Annotated in this window: 18 protein-coding genes; 10 read left to right on the top strand and 8 right to left on the bottom strand. The window is 43.2% G+C overall.

Going from position 1 to position 21191, the window contains the following annotated elements:
- Window positions 1-267: 267 nt before the first annotated feature.
- The 8 genes from QNI08_RS14455 to dnaA all read right to left on the bottom strand — a co-directional run bounded on the left by QNI08_RS14455 (window position 268) and on the right by dnaA (window position 10677).
- The gene (locus QNI08_RS14455) at window positions 268-1341 is read right to left on the bottom strand and encodes an HD-GYP domain-containing protein (RefSeq protein ID WP_285768105.1); all 1074 of its coding nucleotides are present in this window, start codon (window positions 1339-1341) and stop codon (window positions 268-270) included.
- 177 nt (window positions 1342-1518) lie between these two features.
- Window positions 1519-4068 (bottom strand): DNA gyrase subunit A, encoded by a 2550-nt coding sequence (gyrA, locus tag QNI08_RS14450; protein ID WP_285768104.1) that lies wholly within the window; start codon window positions 4066-4068, stop codon window positions 1519-1521.
- A 94-nt stretch (window positions 4069-4162) separates the two neighbouring features.
- Complete coding sequence (gene gyrB / locus QNI08_RS14445; RefSeq protein ID WP_285768124.1) at window positions 4163-6088, bottom strand: DNA topoisomerase (ATP-hydrolyzing) subunit B; 1926 nt, start codon at window positions 6086-6088, stop codon at window positions 4163-4165.
- A 69-nt stretch (window positions 6089-6157) separates the two neighbouring features.
- Entirely contained in the window at window positions 6158-6427 is a 270-nt protein-coding gene (gene remB, locus QNI08_RS14440; protein WP_285768103.1) for an extracellular matrix regulator RemB, read from the bottom strand.
- 12 nt (window positions 6428-6439) lie between these two features.
- The gene (gene recF, locus QNI08_RS14435; protein ID WP_285768102.1) at window positions 6440-7558 is read right to left on the bottom strand and encodes a DNA replication/repair protein RecF; all 1119 of its coding nucleotides are present in this window, start codon (window positions 7556-7558) and stop codon (window positions 6440-6442) included.
- Window positions 7559-7579: 21 nt separating this feature from the next.
- Complete coding sequence (gene yaaA, locus QNI08_RS14430; RefSeq protein ID WP_285768101.1) at window positions 7580-7792, bottom strand: S4 domain-containing protein YaaA; 213 nt, start codon at window positions 7790-7792, stop codon at window positions 7580-7582.
- A gap of 204 nt (window positions 7793-7996) precedes the next feature.
- Window positions 7997-9133 carry a DNA polymerase III subunit beta gene (gene dnaN, locus QNI08_RS14425; protein ID WP_285768100.1) on the bottom strand — a complete coding sequence of 379 codons (1137 nt, stop codon included), beginning with the start codon at window positions 9131-9133 and terminating at the stop codon, window positions 7997-7999.
- A 194-nt stretch (window positions 9134-9327) separates the two neighbouring features.
- A complete protein-coding gene (gene dnaA / locus QNI08_RS14420) occupies window positions 9328-10677 on the bottom strand; it encodes a chromosomal replication initiator protein DnaA (RefSeq protein ID WP_285768099.1) in 1350 nt (449 codons plus the stop codon).
- A gap of 948 nt (window positions 10678-11625) precedes the next feature.
- On the opposite strand from dnaA, the gene rpmH reads away from it, so the two are divergent.
- From rpmH to QNI08_RS14370, 10 genes are all read left to right on the top strand, one after another.
- Complete coding sequence (gene rpmH / locus QNI08_RS14415; RefSeq protein WP_081092489.1) at window positions 11626-11760, top strand: 50S ribosomal protein L34; 135 nt, start codon at window positions 11626-11628, stop codon at window positions 11758-11760.
- Between the two features lie 80 nt (window positions 11761-11840).
- Entirely contained in the window at window positions 11841-12197 is a 357-nt protein-coding gene (gene rnpA / locus QNI08_RS14410; protein WP_285768098.1) for a ribonuclease P protein component, read from the top strand.
- Between the two features lie 171 nt (window positions 12198-12368).
- A complete protein-coding gene (gene spoIIIJ, locus QNI08_RS14405) occupies window positions 12369-13157 on the top strand; it encodes a YidC family membrane integrase SpoIIIJ (protein WP_285768097.1) in 789 nt (262 codons plus the stop codon).
- Entirely contained in the window at window positions 13154-13774 is a 621-nt protein-coding gene (gene jag, locus QNI08_RS14400) for an RNA-binding cell elongation regulator Jag/EloR (protein WP_285768096.1), read from the top strand. Before spoIIIJ ends, jag begins: the two co-directional genes overlap by 4 nt.
- 275 nt (window positions 13775-14049) lie before the next feature.
- On the top strand, window positions 14050-15435 hold the full coding sequence (mnmE, locus tag QNI08_RS14395) for a tRNA uridine-5-carboxymethylaminomethyl(34) synthesis GTPase MnmE (protein WP_285768095.1): 1386 nt from the start codon (window positions 14050-14052) through the stop codon (window positions 15433-15435).
- 22 nt (window positions 15436-15457) lie between these two features.
- On the top strand, window positions 15458-17344 hold the full coding sequence (mnmG, locus tag QNI08_RS14390; RefSeq protein WP_285768094.1) for a tRNA uridine-5-carboxymethylaminomethyl(34) synthesis enzyme MnmG: 1887 nt from the start codon (window positions 15458-15460) through the stop codon (window positions 17342-17344).
- Between the two features lie 30 nt (window positions 17345-17374).
- Window positions 17375-18091: a 16S rRNA (guanine(527)-N(7))-methyltransferase RsmG gene (gene rsmG / locus QNI08_RS14385; RefSeq protein ID WP_285768093.1), complete on the top strand. Its 717-nt coding sequence runs from the start codon at window positions 17375-17377 to the stop codon at window positions 18089-18091.
- 351 nt (window positions 18092-18442) lie between these two features.
- Window positions 18443-19303 (top strand): nucleoid occlusion protein, encoded by an 861-nt coding sequence (gene noc, locus QNI08_RS14380; protein ID WP_285768092.1) that lies wholly within the window; start codon window positions 18443-18445, stop codon window positions 19301-19303.
- A 255-nt stretch (window positions 19304-19558) separates the two neighbouring features.
- Window positions 19559-20320, top strand: coding sequence for a ParA family protein (locus QNI08_RS14375; RefSeq protein WP_285768091.1), 762 nt, complete (start codon window positions 19559-19561; stop codon window positions 20318-20320).
- Entirely contained in the window at window positions 20313-21173 is an 861-nt protein-coding gene (locus QNI08_RS14370) for a ParB/RepB/Spo0J family partition protein (RefSeq protein ID WP_285768090.1), read from the top strand. The genes QNI08_RS14375 and QNI08_RS14370 overlap by 8 nt, the downstream gene beginning before the upstream one ends.
- Window positions 21174-21191: the final 18 nt, after the last annotated feature.

Raw genomic sequence — 21191 nt, 5'->3', positions numbered from 1 at the left:
AAAAAAACGTTGGCGCTTTGTTTTGTTCAGTTTTCAAAGAGCGATTTAATCGTTTCCTCAGAATCGACTTTAATAATATATCAACTATACTATTCATTGTCAACAACTTTTTTTCTTTCGTTGTCGACTTAGTTATTATATCTAGTATCGGAAACAAAAGCAAGAGTTATTTTAAAATAAAATGAAATGGCTGAATGATAGTCTGGGATTCACCCCTAAATAAGACGAACGGGCATATCTTTTTAGGAGTAAGCTCCCCCTGGACCATCAAAGTATTTCTTCTATATATAGTTCCCGGGTCAAACTTAGATTGATGATTTGCTCACTGTCCTTCACCTTGATGATCGGTCTTGTCTGATTACTGGCATCAATGAAGATGATCTCTGCAATAAAGCCATTGTTCAGCTTGACCCTGCTTCCAGTTGAAAAACTGGCGAAGCTTGATATCAAAGTTTTCACTACTTCTATATCAAATTTGCCGAAGTCATCATGCAGTATCATTTCCAATACCCTAAATGGCGACTGTTTCTTCCTATAAGTCCTTTCGGAGGTCATCGCATGAAAGACGTCGGCCACGGCAATGATCTTTGAAAACAAGTTCATGGGTTTAGCATTGAGCCTTTTCGGATAACCCGTTCCATCAAGCCTTCCATGATGCTCAAGTATCGCTATTTTTACGCTGTCTTTTAAAATGGAGCTATCCCTTATCATTTTATAGCTGAATATGGGGTGATTATGAATCTCCTCATAATCTTCAGCAGTTAAGTCTTCCATCTTATTCAATAGCCTTGGTGCAAGCTTTGCCATGCCGCAGTCTGCGAGACAGCCCCCAATGGCCACCTGATAGACGTCGGCTTTGCTGCATTTCATTTTGGATGCAATATAGCCTCCTATCAACCCAAGGGAAATAGCATGGTGATAGATGTAATCCTCTTTATTGCAATAGTGGTGCAGCATTAAGATGTTGCCTGGATCCTCCAGGGCTTTATCGACCAAGGGAATAAGGATTAAACGGATCATCGCCACTTCCACTTTGCTGCCCGCTTGCCAGTTCCTGAATAATCGCTTATAGGTTTGTACAGATTTAAGATACAAATCAGTAAAATCGGACGATTCTTCCATTTCATCCAGCTCTGGATCTATCACTTCTTTCGGCAAAAACTTCTTTCCATCAATCAACGTTTTTTCAACGCTTACCTCGGAAATTAAAAAAGCCTGCAAAGCCTCGATCGACTCCGTGGTCAAAATTGTTTTTTCATACATGATGGGACGGTCGGCCAGGCCCCTGATTTCTTTGGAAAGTATACAGCCTTCCGTTAAATAGCGTGTTTTTACTAGCAAAACGGTTCACCTCGATAGTAGTTGTGATGCTTTTCATTTTAATTGAAACACATGGTAAAAACTATCTTTTTTTTATGATTTTATACCCATGAACCACTAATATAAAAGTGACAACCATGTCCATTTACACAAAAAAATCGACCCAGCAATTTATCCGCTGGGTCGCATGCAACATCATTATTCTTCCGTGTCGTTTTCCGTTTCTTCAATCTCGCTCACAACAGTAGGTTCCGAGACTGTTTCCTGATCGGCTGTTGCGTCTGGTTCCGTTTCTGCATCTTCTTCTTCTTCTTCTCTGCCAACGATGGCCACAGTCGAGACATATTCATTGTCTGCGGATTCAAGGCGAATGAGTTTGACCCCTTGAGTATTACGTCCCGTTTTGGAAATGCCTTCGACTTCCATCCTGATCAAGACACCGGCAGCTGTAATGAGCATCAAGTCCTCGGCTTCACCCGTAACGGTTTTCACGGCAACCAATTCGCCATTTTTCTCCGTTACATTGCACGTTTTAATCCCTTTGCCGCCGCGGCTTTGGATCCGGTATTCCTCCGCAGAGGTCCTTTTCCCATACCCATTTTTCGTTACAATCAAGACTTCTTCATCTTCTTCGAGAATTTCCATGCCGACGACTTCATCAGCGGATCCTAAGGAAATCCCTTTCACTCCTGCTGCAGTACGGCCCATCGTCCGTACATCCGTCTCTGGGAAACGGATCATCATCCCGGACTTCGTTCCGATAATGATTTGTTTATCTCCATTCGTAAGACGGACCGAAATCAATTCATCATCTTCCCTAAGGCCTAAAGCGATCAAGCCATTATTACGGATATTGGCGAAAGAAGACAGCGGTGTACGCTTCGAGATACCGTGCCGCGTCGTGAAGAATAAATACCAATCATCGGCAAATTCCTTCACCGGTATGATGGCATTGACCCACTCTCCCTTATCCACTTCCAATAGGTTGATAAGAGGCAAGCCTTTTGCCGTCCTGCCGAACTCAGGTATTTCATATCCTTTTGAACGGTATACTTTACCTTTGTTCGTGAAGAATAATAGCGTGTCATGGGTGGATGTTGTCAGCAAGTGACCGACAAAATCATCCGCATTCGTTCCCATGCCCTGAATTCCGCGGCCGCCGCGTTTCTGGCTGCGGTATGTCGTTGCAGGCAGACGTTTAATATAACCGTTATGGGTAAGAGTCACGATGATATTTTCCTCTGGGATTAAATCCTCATCTTCCAGGCTCTCGAAGCCTGCCAAAGTGATTTCCGTTCTGCGTGTATCATTAAAACGTTCCTTGATTTCAAGAAGCTCTTCACGAATGATTTCAAGAACCTTTTCCTCATCAGCAAGAATCGCTTTATATTCCGCGATGATGGCCATTAATGCTTGATATTCCTCTTCGATTTTTTCGCGTTCCAAACCAGTAAGACGCTGCAAACGCATATCCAAAATGGCCTGCGCCTGTTTTTCGGAAAGTGAAAACTGTGTCATTAACCCTTCCCGGGCAATATCAGTAGTTTGTGAATTACGGATTAACGTTATGACCGCATCGAGATTATCCAGCGCAATGCGCAAGCCCTCTAAAATATGGGCACGTGCCTCCGCCTTGCGCAATTCAAATTCCGTCCTGCGACGGATGACCACTTGCTGGTGCTCTAGGTAGTATTGCAAGCATTGTTTCAAGTTCAATACTTTGGGCTGACCGTCAACCAAGGCAAGCAGATTGATCCCGAAGGTTGTCTGCATGGCAGTATGCTTATAAAGGTTGTTCAAGAGGACATTTGCATTAACATCCTTCCGGAGCTCCATGACGATGCGCATGCCGTTGCGATCCGATTCATCACGTAAATCGGTGATGCCTTCGATCTTTTTGTCTCGGGCAAGTTCCGCAATCTTTTCGATCAACCTTGCTTTATTGACTTGGTAAGGAATTTCTTTAACAAGGATAACCTGTTTTCCATTAGGTTTTTCTTCTATCTCGACTTTCGCACGCTGGATAATTGACCCTTTTCCTGTTTCATAGGCTTTTCTGATGCCGCTTCTGCCTAAAATTAACCCGGCTGTCGGGAAGTCCGGCCCAGGAATGTATTCCATCAGCTCCGGTATCGATATGTCAGGGTTTTTGCTTATGGCCAATACCCCATCAATTACCTCACCTAATTGATGCGGCGGAATATTGGTTGCCATCCCTACGGCTATGCCGGATGAACCATTCACCAATAGATTGGGGAAACGGGCTGGCATAACGGCTGGTTCCCGTTCAGAACCGTCATAGTTATCCTGGAAATTGACCGTGTCTTTATTTAAATCACGAAGCAGCTCCATCGAGATCTTCGACATCCTTGCTTCCGTATACCTCATTGCAGCAGCTTGGTCTCCATCGACTGAACCGAAATTCCCGTGACCATCCACAAGCATGTAACGGTAGTTAAAGGGCTGAGCCATCCGTACCATCGTTTCATACACTGCAGAATCACCATGCGGGTGATACTTACCGATTACTTCCCCAACAATACGGGCTGATTTTTTAAACGGTTTATCCGAAGTCATTCCAAGGTCGTTCATTGCATAAAGGATTCTTCGGTGTACCGGTTTTAAACCGTCCCTGACATCAGGCAAAGCACGAGATACGATAACGCTCATCGCGTAATCCAAAAAAGATGTCCGCATCTCGGTACTTATATTTATTTCTTTTACACCTGATCTTTCATTTTCTGACATGGAGCCAACCTCCTATATAAAGCTTATACTCTCATTTAATTTTAACTAGTTGTGCACTATGTAAAGAACAGGATGTAAGAGCATCCTGTCAAGATCAAACATCAAGATTTTTTACATAAATTGCATTTTCTTCAATGAAATTACGTCGCGGCTCAACCTTATCGCCCATCAGCATCTCGAATGTTTCATCCGCCTCTGCGGCATCCTTTAAGCTGACTTGAAGCAGCGTTCGCGTATCAGGGTTCATGGTCGTTTCCCATAATTGCTCTGGGTTCATTTCCCCAAGTCCCTTGTAGCGCTGCAGGTTAGCTTTTGGAGAGCTTGGCAAACTCGCCATGATTTCTTCAAGCTGGCGATCATTATAGGCATAATCCACCTTTTTTCCTTGCTGAATTTTGAAAAGTGGCGGCTGAGCAATATATATATAACCATATTCGATGATTTTGCGCATATATCGGTAAAAGAAGGTCAACATCAGCGTTCTGATATGGGCCCCATCCACGTCGGCATCTGTCATGATGACAATTTTATGATATCTGGCTTTTTCGATATTGAATTCATCACCGATCCCGGTTCCTAGTGCAGTGATGATCGTACCTATTTCCTCATTATGGAGGATTCTATCCAGCCTTGCTTTTTCAACGTTCAGGATTTTACCCCTTAGCGGCAAAATAGCCTGAAAATGGCGATCCCGCCCTTGCTTGGCCGATCCTCCCGCCGAATTTCCTTCAACGATGTACAGTTCGCTGATGCTTGGGTCCTTGGATGAACAATCCGCCAATTTACCAGGAAGATTGGATACTTCAAGAGCACTCTTCCTTCGGGTCAATTCACGGGCTTTCTTGGCTGCCATACGGGCCCTTGCTGCCATTTGCCCCTTATCGACTATTTTCCTGGCCACGGCCGGATTTTCATATAAAAAAGCATCAAGCCGTTCCGAAAGGATGGAATCAGTTACCGTTCTTACTTCCGAGTTTCCTAGTTTGGTTTTCGTTTGACCTTCGAATTGCGGTTCAGGATGCTTGATCGAAATGATAGCCGTCAGGCCTTCCCGGACATCTTCACCGGAGAAGTTGGAATCGGCTTCCTTCAAGAGACCATTTTTCCTGGCATAATCATTGATGACCCGAGTCAGGGCCGTCTTGAATCCTGATTCATGCGTACCGCCTTCATAAGTATGGATATTATTGGCGAAAGAAAAAACATTGCTAATATAGCTGTCATTATATTGCAAAGCCATTTCGACAGATATCCCATCTTTCTCGCCTTCCATGAAAATCGGTTCCTCATGCAGGACTTCTTTCGAGCGGTTCAAGTGCTCGACATACGATTTGATGCCGCCCTCATAGTGATATTCCCTGATTTTCTCTCCTTCTCCGCGCTTATCCTCAATGATGAGCTTCAACCCTTTATTGAGGAACGCAAGCTCACGGATACGAGTAGCTAGTGTATCGAAATCATATTCCAAGGTTTCCGTGAAGATTTCACCATCAGGTATGAAGTGTGTAGTCGTTCCGGTATGATCCGTTTCCCCGATGATTTTCAAATCTTCCTTAGGAACCCCGCGATTGAATTGCTGATAATGGATTTTCCCTTCACGGTGGACATACACTTCCAACACCGTCGATAGGGCATTAACGACAGATGCACCAACACCATGCAGACCGCCGGAGACCTTGTATCCCCCGCCGCCAAACTTTCCGCCCGCATGAAGGACGGTCATGATTACTTCCAATGCCGGACGTCCCATTTTTTCATGGATCCCGACTGGAATCCCACGCCCATTATCGACTACGGTTATGCTATTGTCTTTTTCGATCGTAACCTTGATTTCGGTACAGTAACCTGCTAGCGCCTCATCAATACTGTTATCGACAATTTCCCAAACAAGATGGTGAAGTCCTTTTGCAGAGGTAGTGCCGATATACATTCCCGGACGTTTACGAACTGCTTCTAAGCCTTCTAAAACCTGTATCTGATTCTCATCGTATGCCTGAGCTTGTACTTCTTTTTGTTCCATTGTCATTCGTATCACCTACACTTTTCTTTTGGCATTATCAATTTTCCGAAATAATTATCGCTTAAGCCCTTATAATCCAAGAACATCTATATCATCGATCAATAACGAAGGCTGCAGTGAACGCCTTTTCAAAGTGGAAGAGGCAAGCGGTGAATAATAGACCTGCTTATCCGTCACTACAATCGACTTAACCGAGTTTTTTGCTAAATGGGAAGTTACATCAGACTTTTTCTCCAAAAACTCATTCATGATCGGAGAGGCCTGGAGCAGCTTCTTATCTAAAATGGCTATGACATCGTCCGTTTTCACAAGAATGTCTTCACCAATATGGAGATACATACATTCACCTCATCATTTAACCTTTTCTATATTTCCTTGACTAACGTAAAAGGTGGACGCTTCTCTTAGGGTTTGATGATCGATTCCATCAACGGAGGGTGTCGTCACGAATGTTTGCACTTTTCCTTGTATCGTATTCAGTAAATGGGATTGACGGTAATCATCAAGCTCCGATAGCACATCATCCAATAATAAAATGGGGTACTCACCGATTTCCTCATGGATCAGCTCGATTTCGGCAAGCTTCAGGGAAAGGGCGGTTGTTCGCTGCTGTCCTTGTGAACCATATGTCTGGACATCACGGTCATTTACAAAAAAAACCAGGTCGTCACGATGAGGACCGACCAGTGTGACACCCCGTTCAATTTCCCTTGTTTTTATTTTATCAAATTTTTCTGTGTATACTTCTATCATTTTCGTCAAATCCATAGATTCTGATACATCAAGCGACGGTTTATATTGGATTTTCAATACTTCCAGATTCCTGGAGATCCCGGAATGGATCGGCTCAGCCCATTGCTGGAGCTTTGAAAGAAATTCATATCTTCTTTCGACAATTTTCGCTGCGTACTGGATGAATTGATCGGTTAGCACGTCAAGCATCGTCGTATCCGTTTGTTTCCGGGTCTGCAAAAGCTTTAAGTAATGATTTCTTTGTTGAAGTATTTTATGATATTGGCTCATATCATGAAGGTATACGGGAGAAACCTGGCCAATTTCCATATCTATAAAACGGCGTCTGACTATAGGACTTCCCTTGACAAGGTTTAAATCCTCAGGCGCAAACATGACCACGTTCATATTTCCGACATATTGACTTAATTTTCTTTGTTCAATATGGTTGCACTTCGCCTTTTTCCCTTTTTTTGAAATGGTCAGCTCAAGTGGTATTGAGGTATTTCTCTTTCTTACTCTGCCTTCTATTTTAGCATACTCTTCATCCCAGCGAATAAGTTCTTTATCATTTGAGGTCCGATGGGATTTTGCCATCGCTAAAACGAATATGGATTCCATGACATTTGTCTTTCCTTGGGCGTTTTCGCCAAGGATGACATTGACTTTATTTTCAAAAGCCAGATTCAATTCGGTATAGTTGCGGTAATTTCTTAAACTTATATTCTCAATATGCATATTCCGCTCTTCCCTTATGTTTTAGCTTATTATCGTGAATGTGCCAAATCCAGGAATCTCGACTTTATCTCCTGATCTTAATTTCCTGCCTCTTCTATCATCCAATTCTCCATTGATGAAGACCTCATACTCGCTCAGGAACCATTTTGCCATTCCGCCGCTCTGGATCAAATCGGCTAATTTCAAAAATTGTCCCAGCGTGATATATTCCGTACTTATTTTTATCGAGTCCATTTTCCGTCTCACTCTTTTCCAAGTATTCTTTAATACTTTATTTTACTAAAAAAAAACCATTAAGACAAAGTATAGCTTTTTCTTCGCTTATTCATGACGTTTCTTGGGTTTGCGGCAAGACTGAATGCCTGGCGCTTGTTGAAATATAAAAAAATTAAAGGCTTGTTTAACAAGCCTTTAATTATCTTGAAATATTATTTTCGCTTAATAAGTTCTAACTGGCAGAATAAGTTGCAGCATGGAGTCATCATGAAGCGGTCGGATGACAAATGGACGCATCGCACCAGTGAAGTTTATTTTTATATCGGTTCCTTCCAGCGCCTTTAAAGCATCCATGACAAATTTGGCACTGAAGGAGATTTTCAGTTCTTCACCTTCAATGGCTTCGGCCTGGACCTCCTCGATTACTTTACCAATTTCGGGGGTATTGGAAGAAACTTCAATTATGCGACCCTCAAGGGTTGTTAGTTTGACGACATTATTTCTTCCTTCTCTCGCCAATAAGGATGCCCGGTCGATTGCTTGGAGGAAGTCTTTTGTATGGACAGTCACATCCGTTTTGCTGTCCGAAGGAATCAGGCGGGATGTATCAGGATAATTCCCTTCGAGCAATCTAGAGTAGAATAATAAATTTTCGGCCTTGAAAAGGACTTGGTTTTCAGTGATGACGATTTCAATCAGGTCGTTAGTATCATCCAGGATTTTACTCAGTTCATTTAAGCTTTTACCTGGAATGACGACGCTATACGTCCCGGTAATTTTGTTTTCGATCTTTGCCGTTCTCATTGCGAGCCTATGGCTATCTGTTGCAATACAGGTCAATTCATCATCTTGGACCTTGAGGTTTACACCTGTCAAGATTGGACGTGTTTCTGACGTGGACACTGCAAAGCCAGTTTGTCGGATAAGCGTTTTTAAAAGATCTGTTGGCAGCTTGAAAATGTTTTCTTCTTCGATGATTGGAAGATGTGGATATTCTTCAGGATCCAATCCATTTAAATTGAATTCAGCCTTGCCCGAGCGGATAATCGTTTGAAAGTTATTTTCCACTTCTATTTCGACTGTATCCATCGGCAATTTTTTGACGATTTCACTGAAAAAGCGAGCATTCAGGACAATGGCGCCACTATTTTTCACTTCAACGATTTCATCTCCATCGACTTCGGCTGGAATGAATGATTGGATCGATATATCCGAATCGCTACCCGTTAACGTTACGCCCTCACTTGTAACGGTTATTTTTATTCCCGTCAGGATCGGGATGGTTGTCCTGGATGTGACTGCTTTCATTACTTCTTGGACACTATGAACTAATCGATCTCTTTGGATTATAAATCTCATGCTTCATCCTCCAATTTTTAAATTGCCTATTAGGCATATTTATTAATAATTTTTATTATAAAAGATAGTAGTAATAGTAGTAGGGCCTGTTGATATGTGGATAAGTCGAATCAACCTAAGGAAAAACAGTCTATCCACTTGTGGACAGACTGTGTGTAAGTAGTCGTCGGTTATACACATTATCCAGAATAAGATTATACCTTCAACTGATCCTGTATTTCCTTCACCTGGCGTTGCAGCTGGGTATCCGTCTGCATGAGCTTGGAGATCTTTTCATGAGCATGGATGACGGTCGTATGATCGCGGCCTCCAAATTCGTCACCTATTTTAGGCAGTGATGAGTCCGTCAGCTCCCTGGAAAGGTACATAGCAATCTGCCTTGGGAAAGCGACGGATTTTGTCCGTTTCTTTGCCTTGAAATCCTCCAGCTTGACACTATAATGTTCACCAACCGTCTTCTGGATCTCCAGGATGGTGATGATTTTGGGTTTAGAGCTTGGAATGATGTCCTTTAGCGCTTCAGCAGCCAAATCAGCATTGATGTCCTTATTGATTAATGATGAATAAGCCACGACACGGATCAGTGCCCCTTCAAGCTCACGAATATTGGAATCAATTTGGTTGGCGATATAAAGCATGACTTCATTCGGGATATCCAGCCCCTCGGCTTTGGCTTTCTTACGTAAGATTGCTATCCTCGTTTCCAGATCAGGAGGTGTGATATCGGTGATTAACCCCCATTCGAACCTGGAACGGAGGCGATCCTCCAGTGTAGGGATCTCTTTTGGCGGCCGGTCACTGGAGATGACGATTTGCTTGCTTTCCTCATGCAATGCATTGAATGTATGGAAAAACTCTTCTTGCGTTTGTTCTTTTCCCGCAAGGAACTGAATATCATCAATTAATAAAACATCCACGCTTCGGTATCGATCACGGAACTCCCCGGCTTTATTGTCCCGGATGGAATTGATGAATTCATTCGTGAATTTTTCAGATGAAAGATATACGACCTTTGCATTCGGATTATGCTCAAGTACATAGTGACCGATCGCATGCATTAAATGCGTTTTACCAAGCCCGACGCCCCCATATATGAATAAAGGGTTATAGGCTTTGGCTGGAGCTTCTGCGACAGCGAGAGACGCGGCATGGGCAAAACGATTGCCGGAGCCGATGACAAACGTATCAAAGGTATTTTTCGCATTCAGCATATGCTGTGGGAATGCAGCGTGCTCTTTATCTTGTTTTTTGATCTTTTTAGGCTGGACAGGAACGGTGAAATCATCGTCTTCCTGATTGGGGGGAATGATGAATTTTGCTTCCAATTCCTCACCGGTAAGTTCAAACAATACATCAGAAATAAGATGGGAATATCGTTCTTCGAGCCAATCCCTGGCAAATTCATTGGGAGCGGTGACCGTTAACGTATCACCTTGAAGCAAATAAGCCTTGGTTGATTTAAGCCATGTTTCAAAGCTTGGTTTACTGATTTTTTTTTCGATCTTACCGAGCGCCTGGTTCCAGAGGCTATCGATGTTGTCCAAACTTATCCCTCCTTTGCAAAATATTTTTATGGATGCATCTAAATGTATAGGCACAAATAAACCCATCGATTGCCGTCTTCATATATTTGGACAGCATGGTTTCGGTGAGCTGTATAAGGGATGGTATGTTGTGAAAGGTTCAGTCCCTCTCACTATATGTTGCACTGTACAACCTTTGTACAGACTACATCTTGATGGCTGATGCAGTTTTTGATGTTTATTCATCAACAGGCATATTAAGAAATATATAATAAAGAAGAAAAAAGGGTTTTCGACAATATCCACCGTCTGTGGACAAAATAATATACACAGGTCTAATAAACTATCCACATGTTATACACAATCTGTGGATAACCGATACCTGTTGATAAAGTTATTCAGAGTGAAAACACAAATATAATATCAGAAAATCAGGCGTCTTGCAATGGCTTAGAAAACTTTATCCACAACTTACCGGGCCTGTGGGAAAAACTTTTCCACAGGCCATTGTTATGTGCAAAAGTCGATAAAACGTGCTGTGGACAGAAAAAAAACTGTCGATTTTTATCCACAAACGTTGTTGCGATCATGATTTATAATTACTTGCAAAGCTTTATGGCAGTGAGCAGCACCGTATAATGGCGCGGGCAAACAAAAAACGCAGCGGTTCCGATCAAGTAATATCGGTTATAGCAATCTTTGTCGATTCACAGCGATTACTGGGGTGGAAGCTAACGTGAATCCCCCTGGAGTTTCATCGATAAGGAGGGGAATTTCCCTCTCACCAAAAATTTCTATATCAGTTCGGAGCAAAATCATTTACAATAGGCTAGGTAGTAAAAAAAGGCCTACTGGACATTGAACAATAAAAACACATTTTTTTTTGGATGAGGTTGACAAGTAGAAACCTCCATCTATATAATTGTAAAGACTGTCTTTAACTGTTATTCCTCAGGGAGGTGTCATATAATGAAAAGAACTTATCAACCGAATAAACGTAAACATAGTAAAGTTCACGGTTTCCGTGCACGTATGAGCACGAAAAACGGACGTAGAGTAATTGCTGCACGTCGCCGCAAGGGCAGAAAAGTATTATCTGCATAGACCACTGAAAAGTCTCAGTGGTCTTTTTTCGCAAAATAAGGGATTTACTGAGACTCAATTCATGTAATGAAGGTGTAAAAATGAAAAAAAAGTTAAGGATTAAGAAAGAGGATGAATTTCAGCTGGTATTTAAAAAAGGTGAATCTTCCGCTAATCGGCAATTCGTTGTCTATGTCCTGGAAAAGCCGGATCAGGATCATTTCCGGATAGGCCTTTCAGTCAGTAAAAAAATCGGCAACGCCGTTGTTAGGAATCAAATCAAAAGATACATACGGCAAGCGTTTTTGGAATTGAAGGAAGATATAGAAGAGGGTAAAGATTATATCGTGATTGCTCGAAAACCAGCGGCGGAGATGGACTTTTTCCAGGTGAAAAGCAGCTTGATCCATGTCCTGAAACGTTCTAAATCACTAAACTTTTCAAAGAAAAATCAATGAAATCTCCTTATATGGCGGATGCGGGGGCATTCCTTAGCAGATGTCAGCCACTTTGAGAAGGATAACATAGATCACCCCATTGGCACTGTGAAAATGCGGCTTGTCTTTCGCAGATGAGCAGTTCCCAATAGCTTCAAAAATAGATTGATTGCAGTTAGGAGGAAAAAACGGTTGAAAAAACGAATATTACTCATTATTGGACTAGCCTCGATAATGATGCTGTTAGCTGGGTGTACGGAAATCAAAGAACCGATTACTGCGGATAGTGAAGGTTTTTGGAATTCGTACATCGTCTATCCATTGTCGGCCCTGATCATTTGGCTTTCCGAAACATTTGGCGAAAACTATGGTTTGGGGATCATCGGTGTCACCTTAATCATTCGCTTGGCATTGCTTCCGCTTATGATCAAGCAGGTGAAGAGCTCAAAAGCGATGCAGGCCATCCAGCCTGAAATGAAAGAACTTCAAGCAAAATACAGCTCAAAAGATGCTGCCACACAACAAAAACTACAGCAGGAAACAATGGCTTTATTTTCAAAATATAATGTAAATCCTTTGGCAGGATGTTTGCCGATACTGGTGCAAATGCCGATCCTGATCGGATTTTACCATGCCATCAGCCGAACGCATGAAATCGCTCTACATAGTTTTCTTTGGTTTGATTTAGGCTCTCCGGATCCTTATTACATTTTGCCGGTCGTTGCAGGTATCACGACTTTCATCCAACAGAAAATGTCGATGGCGGGAATGAACTCCAATCCACAAATGGCGGCACAAATGACGATGATGCTTTACATCATGCCGATCATGATTGTTGTATTTGCTATTAATTTCCCCGCTGCTCTTTCTCTTTACTGGGTAGTAGGTAACCTTTTTGGTATCGTGCAAACTTATTTCATCAAAGGTCCGGATCTTAGGAAAGCAGCTGCGGAAAACGCGGGAGGGGCAAAGAAGAAGTGAAAAAAGTGACTGCTACAGGACAATCTGTCGAAGAAGCAGTAAATTTAGCTTTAGCTCAACTGAACAGTACAAAGGATCGCGTCGAGATTGAAATTGAAGAAGCAGGTAAAAAAGGTTTTTTGGGCTTATTTGGGGCAAGGAAGGCCATTGTCCATGTGACATTGCCTCCGGATCCCATTGAGGAGACACTTGAATTCTTGAAGAATGTCAGCCTGGAGATGGGCGTCGATGCCAAAATCGATGTCCAGCGGAGAGGGAAGAACGTAACATTCCAATTATCAGGTGATAAAATTGCGTTATTGATTGGAAAAAGGGGTCAAACGTTGAATTCCCTCCAATATTTAACACAGCTTGTTGCGAATCGCCATTCAAAGCAGTTCCTGAATATTACAGTAGATGCGGAAGATTATCGAAATCGACGCAATGAGACGTTAATTCAATTGGCTGAAAGAATGGCAACCAAAGCGTTGAAAACGGGCAAGGCCATTTCTTTGGAGCCGATGCCAAACTATGAACGCAAGATCATTCATCATGCATTGTTGCAATATCCAAGGATCAAAACAACTTCAAATGGTGTCGAACCATATCGTCATTTGGTCATTGCGCCGCTTAAATGAACCTACTGCTTATTGGCAGGGGTTCTTTTTTTGGCATGCTATCGTTTTTTGTCGAACAGCATGCAATAAAAGCGGAGTGGCCGCATTTGTTATTCACATGTGGATAAGTTAAAATGTATATTACAGAATATGGTTTCTTTGTATGTGGATAACTCCTGGAAGGAAGGAGCATCTACTTTTTTTCGTGAATATACTGTGGTATTGTAGTAATTTAGGGATTCGACGTATTTTTATCAAAAATAATAGAGAAACATCAATATATAAGAGGTGAAAACATGGAATTCGATACAATCACCGCTATCTCTACCCCCTTGGGGGAAGGGGCAATCGCCATCGTTAGAATCAGCGGTGATGAGGCCATAGAAATAGCCGATAGGATTTTTAAAGGACCAGGCGGAAAAGGCTTGCTTGAGGCCCAGTCACATACGATTCATTACGGGCATCTTATCCAGCCTAAAACGGGTGAAGTTATAGAGGAAGTCATGGTTTCGGTTATGAAGGGGCCCAAGACATTTACAAGGGAAGATGTTGTTGAAATTAACTGTCACGGCGGAATCGTTTCAGTCAACCGTGTATTGCAGCTCATTCTAGCTCAAGGGGCCCGACTTGCGGAGCCTGGTGAATTCACGAAACGCGCCTTTTTGAATGGAAGAATCGACCTTTCCCAAGCGGAGGCCGTCATGGATTTGATCCGCGCTAAAACCGATAAAGCGATGAATGTTGCCTTAGGTCAAATGGAAGGCCGGCTTTCAAAATTGATTCAAAATCTTCGCCAAGAAATTTTACAGACGCTCGCACAAGTCGAGGTAAATATAGATTATCCGGAATATGATGATGTTGAAGAAATGACACATCGTCTATTTTTGGAAAAAGGCAGCTATGTAAAGACCGAAATTGAAAAGCTGCTCCATACAGCCCAGCAAGGGAAAATCCTCCGCGATGGGCTTGCGACCGTTATCATCGGACGTCCCAATGTCGGGAAATCGTCCTTGCTTAACAGCTTGGTTCAAGAAAATAAAGCGATTGTCACCGATATTCCAGGGACGACTCGTGACGTTATCGAAGAATATGTAAATGTCCGCGGCGTTCCACTGAAACTTGTCGATACGGCGGGAATTAGGGAAACGGAAGATATTGTTGAACGAATTGGGGTCGAACGGTCTCGTGCAGTGTTGAAAGAAGCTGATTTGATCCTGCTCGTATTGAATTATTCCGATGATTTTACACCTGAGGATGAGCTGCTGTTTCAGGCAGTCGAGGGAATGGATGTTATCGTGATCATCAATAAAACGGACCTTCCCAAAAAAATCGATATGGCAAAGGTTAAGGAATATGCAGCATCACATAAGGTTGTTTCGACATCATTGCTAGAAGATCAAGGAGTCGACGAATTGGAGGAAGCCATCGCTTCATTATTTTTTGAGGGTGCGTTAGAGACGGGGGACCTGACCTATGTATCCAATGCCCGGCATATCGCCTTGCTCGGACAAGCACGGCAATCCATTTCCGATGCAATAGAAGCGATTGAAATGGGAACACCAATCGATTTGGTCCAGATTGACTTCACGAAAGCATGGGAGCTCCTTGGAGAAATCATTGGGGAAAGCGTCCAGGATAATTTGATCAATCAGTTGTTCTCGCAATTTTGTTTAGGGAAATAATTGAAAAAAGGAGGAAACGGACATGCAATACGAAGCAGGTAGCTATGATGTCATTGTAATCGGTGCTGGACATGCTGGAAGTGAGGCTGGACTGGCTGCTGCAAGAGTGGGAGCAAAAACGCTGATTATCACCATTAACTTGGATATGGTCGCCTTCATGCCATGTAATCCCTCCGTTGGCGGACCGGCAAAAGGGATTGTCGTGAGGGAAATTGACGCCTTAGGCGGGGAAATGGGGAAAAATATCGATAAGACCCATATCCAAATGAGAATGCTGAATACGGCAAAAGGACCAGCCGTTCGTGCGCTGCGTGCCCAGGCAGATAAATTTCTCTATCAGCAAGAAATGAAAAAGACGATAGAGGACCAAGAGAATCTGACCTTGATTCAAGGAATGGTAGAGGAATTGATTATTGAAAATGATACTTGTACGGGTGTCATCACGAAAACGGGAGCAGTGTACCGTGCAAAAACGGTCGTAATCACGACGGGAACGTATTTACGCGGTGAAATCATCCTAGGGGAACTGAAATACTCAAGCGGTCCAAACAATCAGCAGCCTTCGATCAGGCTTTCTGAGCATTTGGAGCAATTAGGGTTTGATTTGGTCCGTTTTAAAACAGGAACACCGCCGCGTGTCAATAGTTCTTCCATTGATTACAGCAAAACGGAAATCCAGCCTGGCGATGAAGTGCCACGGGCCTTTTCTTATGAAACGACAAAATTCATCACCGATCAGTTGCCATGCTGGCTGACGTATACCAATGAGGGGACGCACCAGCTGATTGATGACAATTTGCACCGTTCCCCTATGTATTCCGGGATGATAAAAGGAACGGGACCCCGTTATTGTCCATCGATAGAAGATAAGGTCGTTCGTTTTAATGATAAACCGCGTCACCAAATCTTCCTTGAACCAGAGGGGCGCAATACAAAGGAAGTTTATGTGCAAGGGTTATCCACCAGTCTGCCTGAAGATGTGCAAATGAAGATCCTTCAGACGATTCCCGGCCTTGAGAAGGCGGAAATGATGCGGGCTGGATATGCAATCGAATATGATGCGATCGTCCCGACCCAGCTCTGGCCTACCCTGGAGACAAAAAAGGTTAAAAACCTGTATACTGCCGGGCAAATCAACGGCACATCCGGTTATGAGGAAGCAGCTGGACAAGGACTGATGGCCGGCATTAATGCCGGGTTGAATGCGATAGGCAAAAAAGAACTGATTTTAAGCCGTTCCGATGCTTATATTGGCGTTCTCATTGATGACCTTGTAACGAAAGGCACCAATGAACCTTACCGACTGTTGACTTCACGCGCAGAATACCGGTTATTATTGCGCCATGATAATGCCGATTTACGCTTGACGGAAATGGGATTCAATATTGGGATGATTAAAGAAGAGCGCTACAATCGTTTCCTTAAGAAAAAAGCGGCGGTAGAACTGGAAAAAGATCGCCTGAAATCACATTTCATCAAACCGACCGAAGAGGTGCAAGCCATCATCACTGCAAGTGGCGGAAGTGAGCTGAAGGATGGGATCCGTGCTTCAGATTTATTGAAACGTCCTGAAATGAATTATTCACATATTCAAAGTTTGGCCCCAAGCGATGTCGAACTGAGTGATGAAGTGACGGAACAGGTCGAAATCCAAATCAAGTATGAAGGTTATATTGAAAAATCGCTGCAGCAGGTCGATCGCCTCAAAAAAATGGAAAATAAAAAAATTCCAGAGAATATCGATTATGATGCCATTTCCGGTCTCGCAACGGAAGCCCGTCAAAAACTAAAGCAGGTCACCCCGCTATCGGTAGCCCAGGCTTCAAGAATTTCCGGTGTGAACCCCGCGGATGTTTCGATTTTGCTCGTTTATTTGGAACAAGGAAAGATTGCAAGAGTATCTCAGTAAAGGAAATTCCCGAAAAGGATTGAAGAAAACATGAATATAGAACAGTTCCAACAAGCACTGCAGGAGAAAGGGATTGAGCTATCTCCTCACCAGCTTGATCAGTTTGACACATATTATCGATTATTGGTTGAATGGAACGAAAAGATGAACCTAACGGCCATCACTGATAAAGAAGAAGTTTACCTGAAGCATTTTTATGATTCGATCAGTGCTGCCTTTTATTTTGATTTCAACAAACCTTATCGAATTTGCGATGTTGGGGCTGGAGCTGGGTTTCCTAGCATTCCATTGAAGATTTGTTTCCCGGACATTCACGTATCGATTGTGGATTCCTTGAATAAGCGGATATCTTTTTTGAATCACCTTGCGGATTCCCTGCAATTGAAAGGCGTTTCCTTTTACCACGACCGTGCGGAAACTTTCGCCCAAAAAACCGAGCACCGTGAAGCTTATGATATTGTCATGGCAAGAGCGGTAGCGCGGATGTCCGTTTTAAGTGAACTTTGTTTGCCGCTTGTGAAGCCGGAGGGCACTTTCATCGCCATGAAAGCAGCTAGTGCAAAAGATGAAATGGACACGGGGAAAAAGGCGATTTTTACGTTAGGCGGAGAAATTGCAGACATCCATCACTTCACATTGCCAGAAGAAAATAGTGAAAGAAACATCGTTACTGTCAATAAGGTGAAGAAGACACCAAAAAAATATCCAAGAAAACCAGGGACACCGAATAAACAGCCGATTGAGTAACCTTGCTCAAGAAAAATCCCATATTGAGCTGGCACTTGTTCATGTTTTCTTTTACTATAAAGGTATCATTTGATTCATTCCTTATTAGATAACTGCATGAAGGCAAAGTTTAGAGGCAGGACTAGGATGTCGGTGATATTTCCCTTTTGAAGTGGGGAAATAATCCGGGGCAAGCCGACAGAGATTAATAATTACTGGTCGTCCGCTCATCATTTTTGCCTTGATGACGCCAGTCGACATGTTTTTTACCATGACGGACCATATGTATAACCATGTCGGGAAATGTATGCAGGACTTGTCCTTTAAATAGAGAATATGTTATTTGGGAGTTTTAAAAGGTGGTGTAGGAAGATGAAGCATCCTTTTTCGCGGTTCTTTGGGTTTGGCGAAAAAGAAGAACAGCAACTAGAGATGGAGACACCTAGCAATAACAATGAAGAAATAAGAAAAATATCCATTTCTGATATTGTGCCTAATCGATTTCAACCAAGGACCGTTTTTAATGACGATAAAATTGCTGAATTGGCTCAAACGATCCATACACATGGGATCATTCAACCAATTGTAGTCAGGGCTTATGGACAGGGGAAATACGAAATCATAGCAGGTGAGCGCCGTTATCGGGCCATGCAGAAGCTGGGCTGGGAATTGGCACCTGCCATCATCAAGGATTTCACCGATACAGAAACGGCTTCCGTCGCGCTGATAGAAAACCTGCAGCGTGAAGAGTTGACACCGATTGAAGAAGCATTGGCTTACGGTAAGCTATTGGAGCTCCATAGTTTGACCCAGGAAGCTTTGGCACAAAGATTGGGAATCGGGCAGTCGACCGTTGCGAATAAGCTGCGGCTGCTCAAGCTGCCCCAGGAGGTTCAAGATGCACTTCTTCAAAAGCAAATTACGGAGCGCCATGCCCGCTCGTTGATTCCGCTGAAAAGTCCGGAAAAGCAGATTAAACTGCTTTTGGAAATCATCGAAAAAGGGTTGAACGTCAAGCAGACGGAAGAGCAGGTCGTCAAGCTCCTGACAGGAACGGTGCAAAAACCGAAACCGAAGCGGAAGGCGTTCAGTAAGGACATGAGGATTGCCGTGAATACGATCAGGCAATCGCTCAGCATGGTTACAGACAATGGCATAAATTTGGATGCAGAGGAAGAAGAATTCGAGGAGTATTATCAATTCACGATCAAAATACCCAAGAAAAAATCTTAATCCCAGTCATGGCCCAGCTTGGTAGTCTTCGATTACCAAGCTTTTTTTCTTGCTTTCGCCAGCAATGCCGCCGTCGAAAATGGATCACTTTTTTCCCGATTTATCCGGGAAGTATAGACGATTTCAAATTTCATGAGGAATTGAAGAAAACGATTTCTTCCAGTAATATTCATGATAAAATAGAAGAAATAAGTGGATTTACGGTAAAAACGATGAAATAGTGCGTGTTGAAGATAGTTGAAAGCAGGTGAATCCGTGGGTAAGATTCTAGCCATTGCCAATCAAAAAGGCGGTGTTGGAAAAACGACAACGTCTGTCAGTCTAAGTGCTTGCCTCGCTTACATAGGGCAGAAAGTCTTGATGGTCGATATCGACCCGCAGGGAAATGCGACAAGTGGGGCGGGTATTGATAAAGCAGATGTAGAGCAATGTATTTATGATGTATTGGTGGACGATGTCGAAGCCAGTACCGTTATCCTGGAAACAAAGGTGGAAAACTTATATGCCATACCTGCGACCATTCAACTTGCAGGTGCTGAGATTGAACTGGTACCGACGATATCAAGGGAAGTGCGCTTAAAAAGAGCATTGGAAGAGGTGCAAAGCCAATATGATTACATCGTGATTGACTGCCCCCCTTCACTGGGGTTGCTCACGCTTAATGCCTTGACGGCGGCTGATGCCGTTTTGATTCCAGTCCAATGCGAATATTATGCATTGGAGGGCTTAAGTCAGCTCCTCAATACGGTTCGGCTCGTGCAAAAGCATTTGAATCATGAGCTGAAAATCGAAGGTGTGCTATTGACGATGCTGGATGCAAGGACGAATTTAGGTATCCAGGTCATTGAAGAAGTCAAAAAATACTTCCAGGATAAAGTTTATCAAACGATCATCCCCCGCAATGTGCGGTTGAGCGAGGCACCGAGCCATGGGGAACCAATCATCATTTATGATCCGAAGTCACGCGGAGCGGAGGTCTATTTAGAATTGGCAAAGGAAGTGGTATCAAATGGCTAAAGGACTTGGCAAAGGACTTAACGCACTTTTTAATAATGGCGAGATAAGTAAAGATGAAATCGTGCGCGAAATCAAATTAAGGGAATTAAGGCCAAATCCTTATCAGCCCCGAAAGGACTTCCGGCTTGAAGCGATAGAGGAATTGAAGAAATCGATCGAGGAGCACGGGATATTACAGCCGATTATTGCCCGGAAAAGTATCAAGGGTTATGAAATCGTGGCCGGGGAGAGACGCTATCGTGCGGCGAAGGAAGCTGGCTTAAAGACAGTTCCTGTGGTTGTACGGGAATTGGATGAACAGCAGATGATGGAGCTGGCCATATTGGAAAACCTGCAAAGGGAAGATCTGAATCCGATCGAGGAAGCGGCAGCTTATCAAACGCTGCTTGAAAAACTGGAATTCACCCAGGAGCAGCTGGCCAATCGACTGGGGAAAAGCCGGCCCCATATCGCTAATCATGTGCGATTGCTATCCCTGCCCGAAGGGATAAGAAGCCATATATCGGCCGGGAAATTGTCGATGGGGCATGGCCGCGCATTATTGGGCATTAAGAACAAGGAGATGCTGAAGCCGGTAGTGGATAAAATCCTCAAAGAAGGAATGAATGTAAGGCAGCTGGAGCAATACATACATCAATTGAACGATTCCGTTTCACGTGAAACGAAACCAAAGAGAGAAGAGAAAAAAGATATATTCATAAAGCAACGGGAGACAAGCCTTCGTGAAAGGCTTGGAACTGGTGTAACGATAAAGCAGAGCAAGAAAAAAGGGAAAATAGAAATCGAATTTTTTTCAAAAGAAGATTTAGAGAGGATTTTGGACTTGATCGACCGAGAGAACCTTTCTTCTTAACCTGAAAAATGGCATGTC

The organism is Peribacillus folii (assembly GCF_030271255.1).
Lineage (GTDB): Bacteria > Bacillota > Bacilli > Bacillales > DSM-1321 > Peribacillus.
This window is presented reverse-complemented; position numbering and strand designations above follow the sequence as displayed.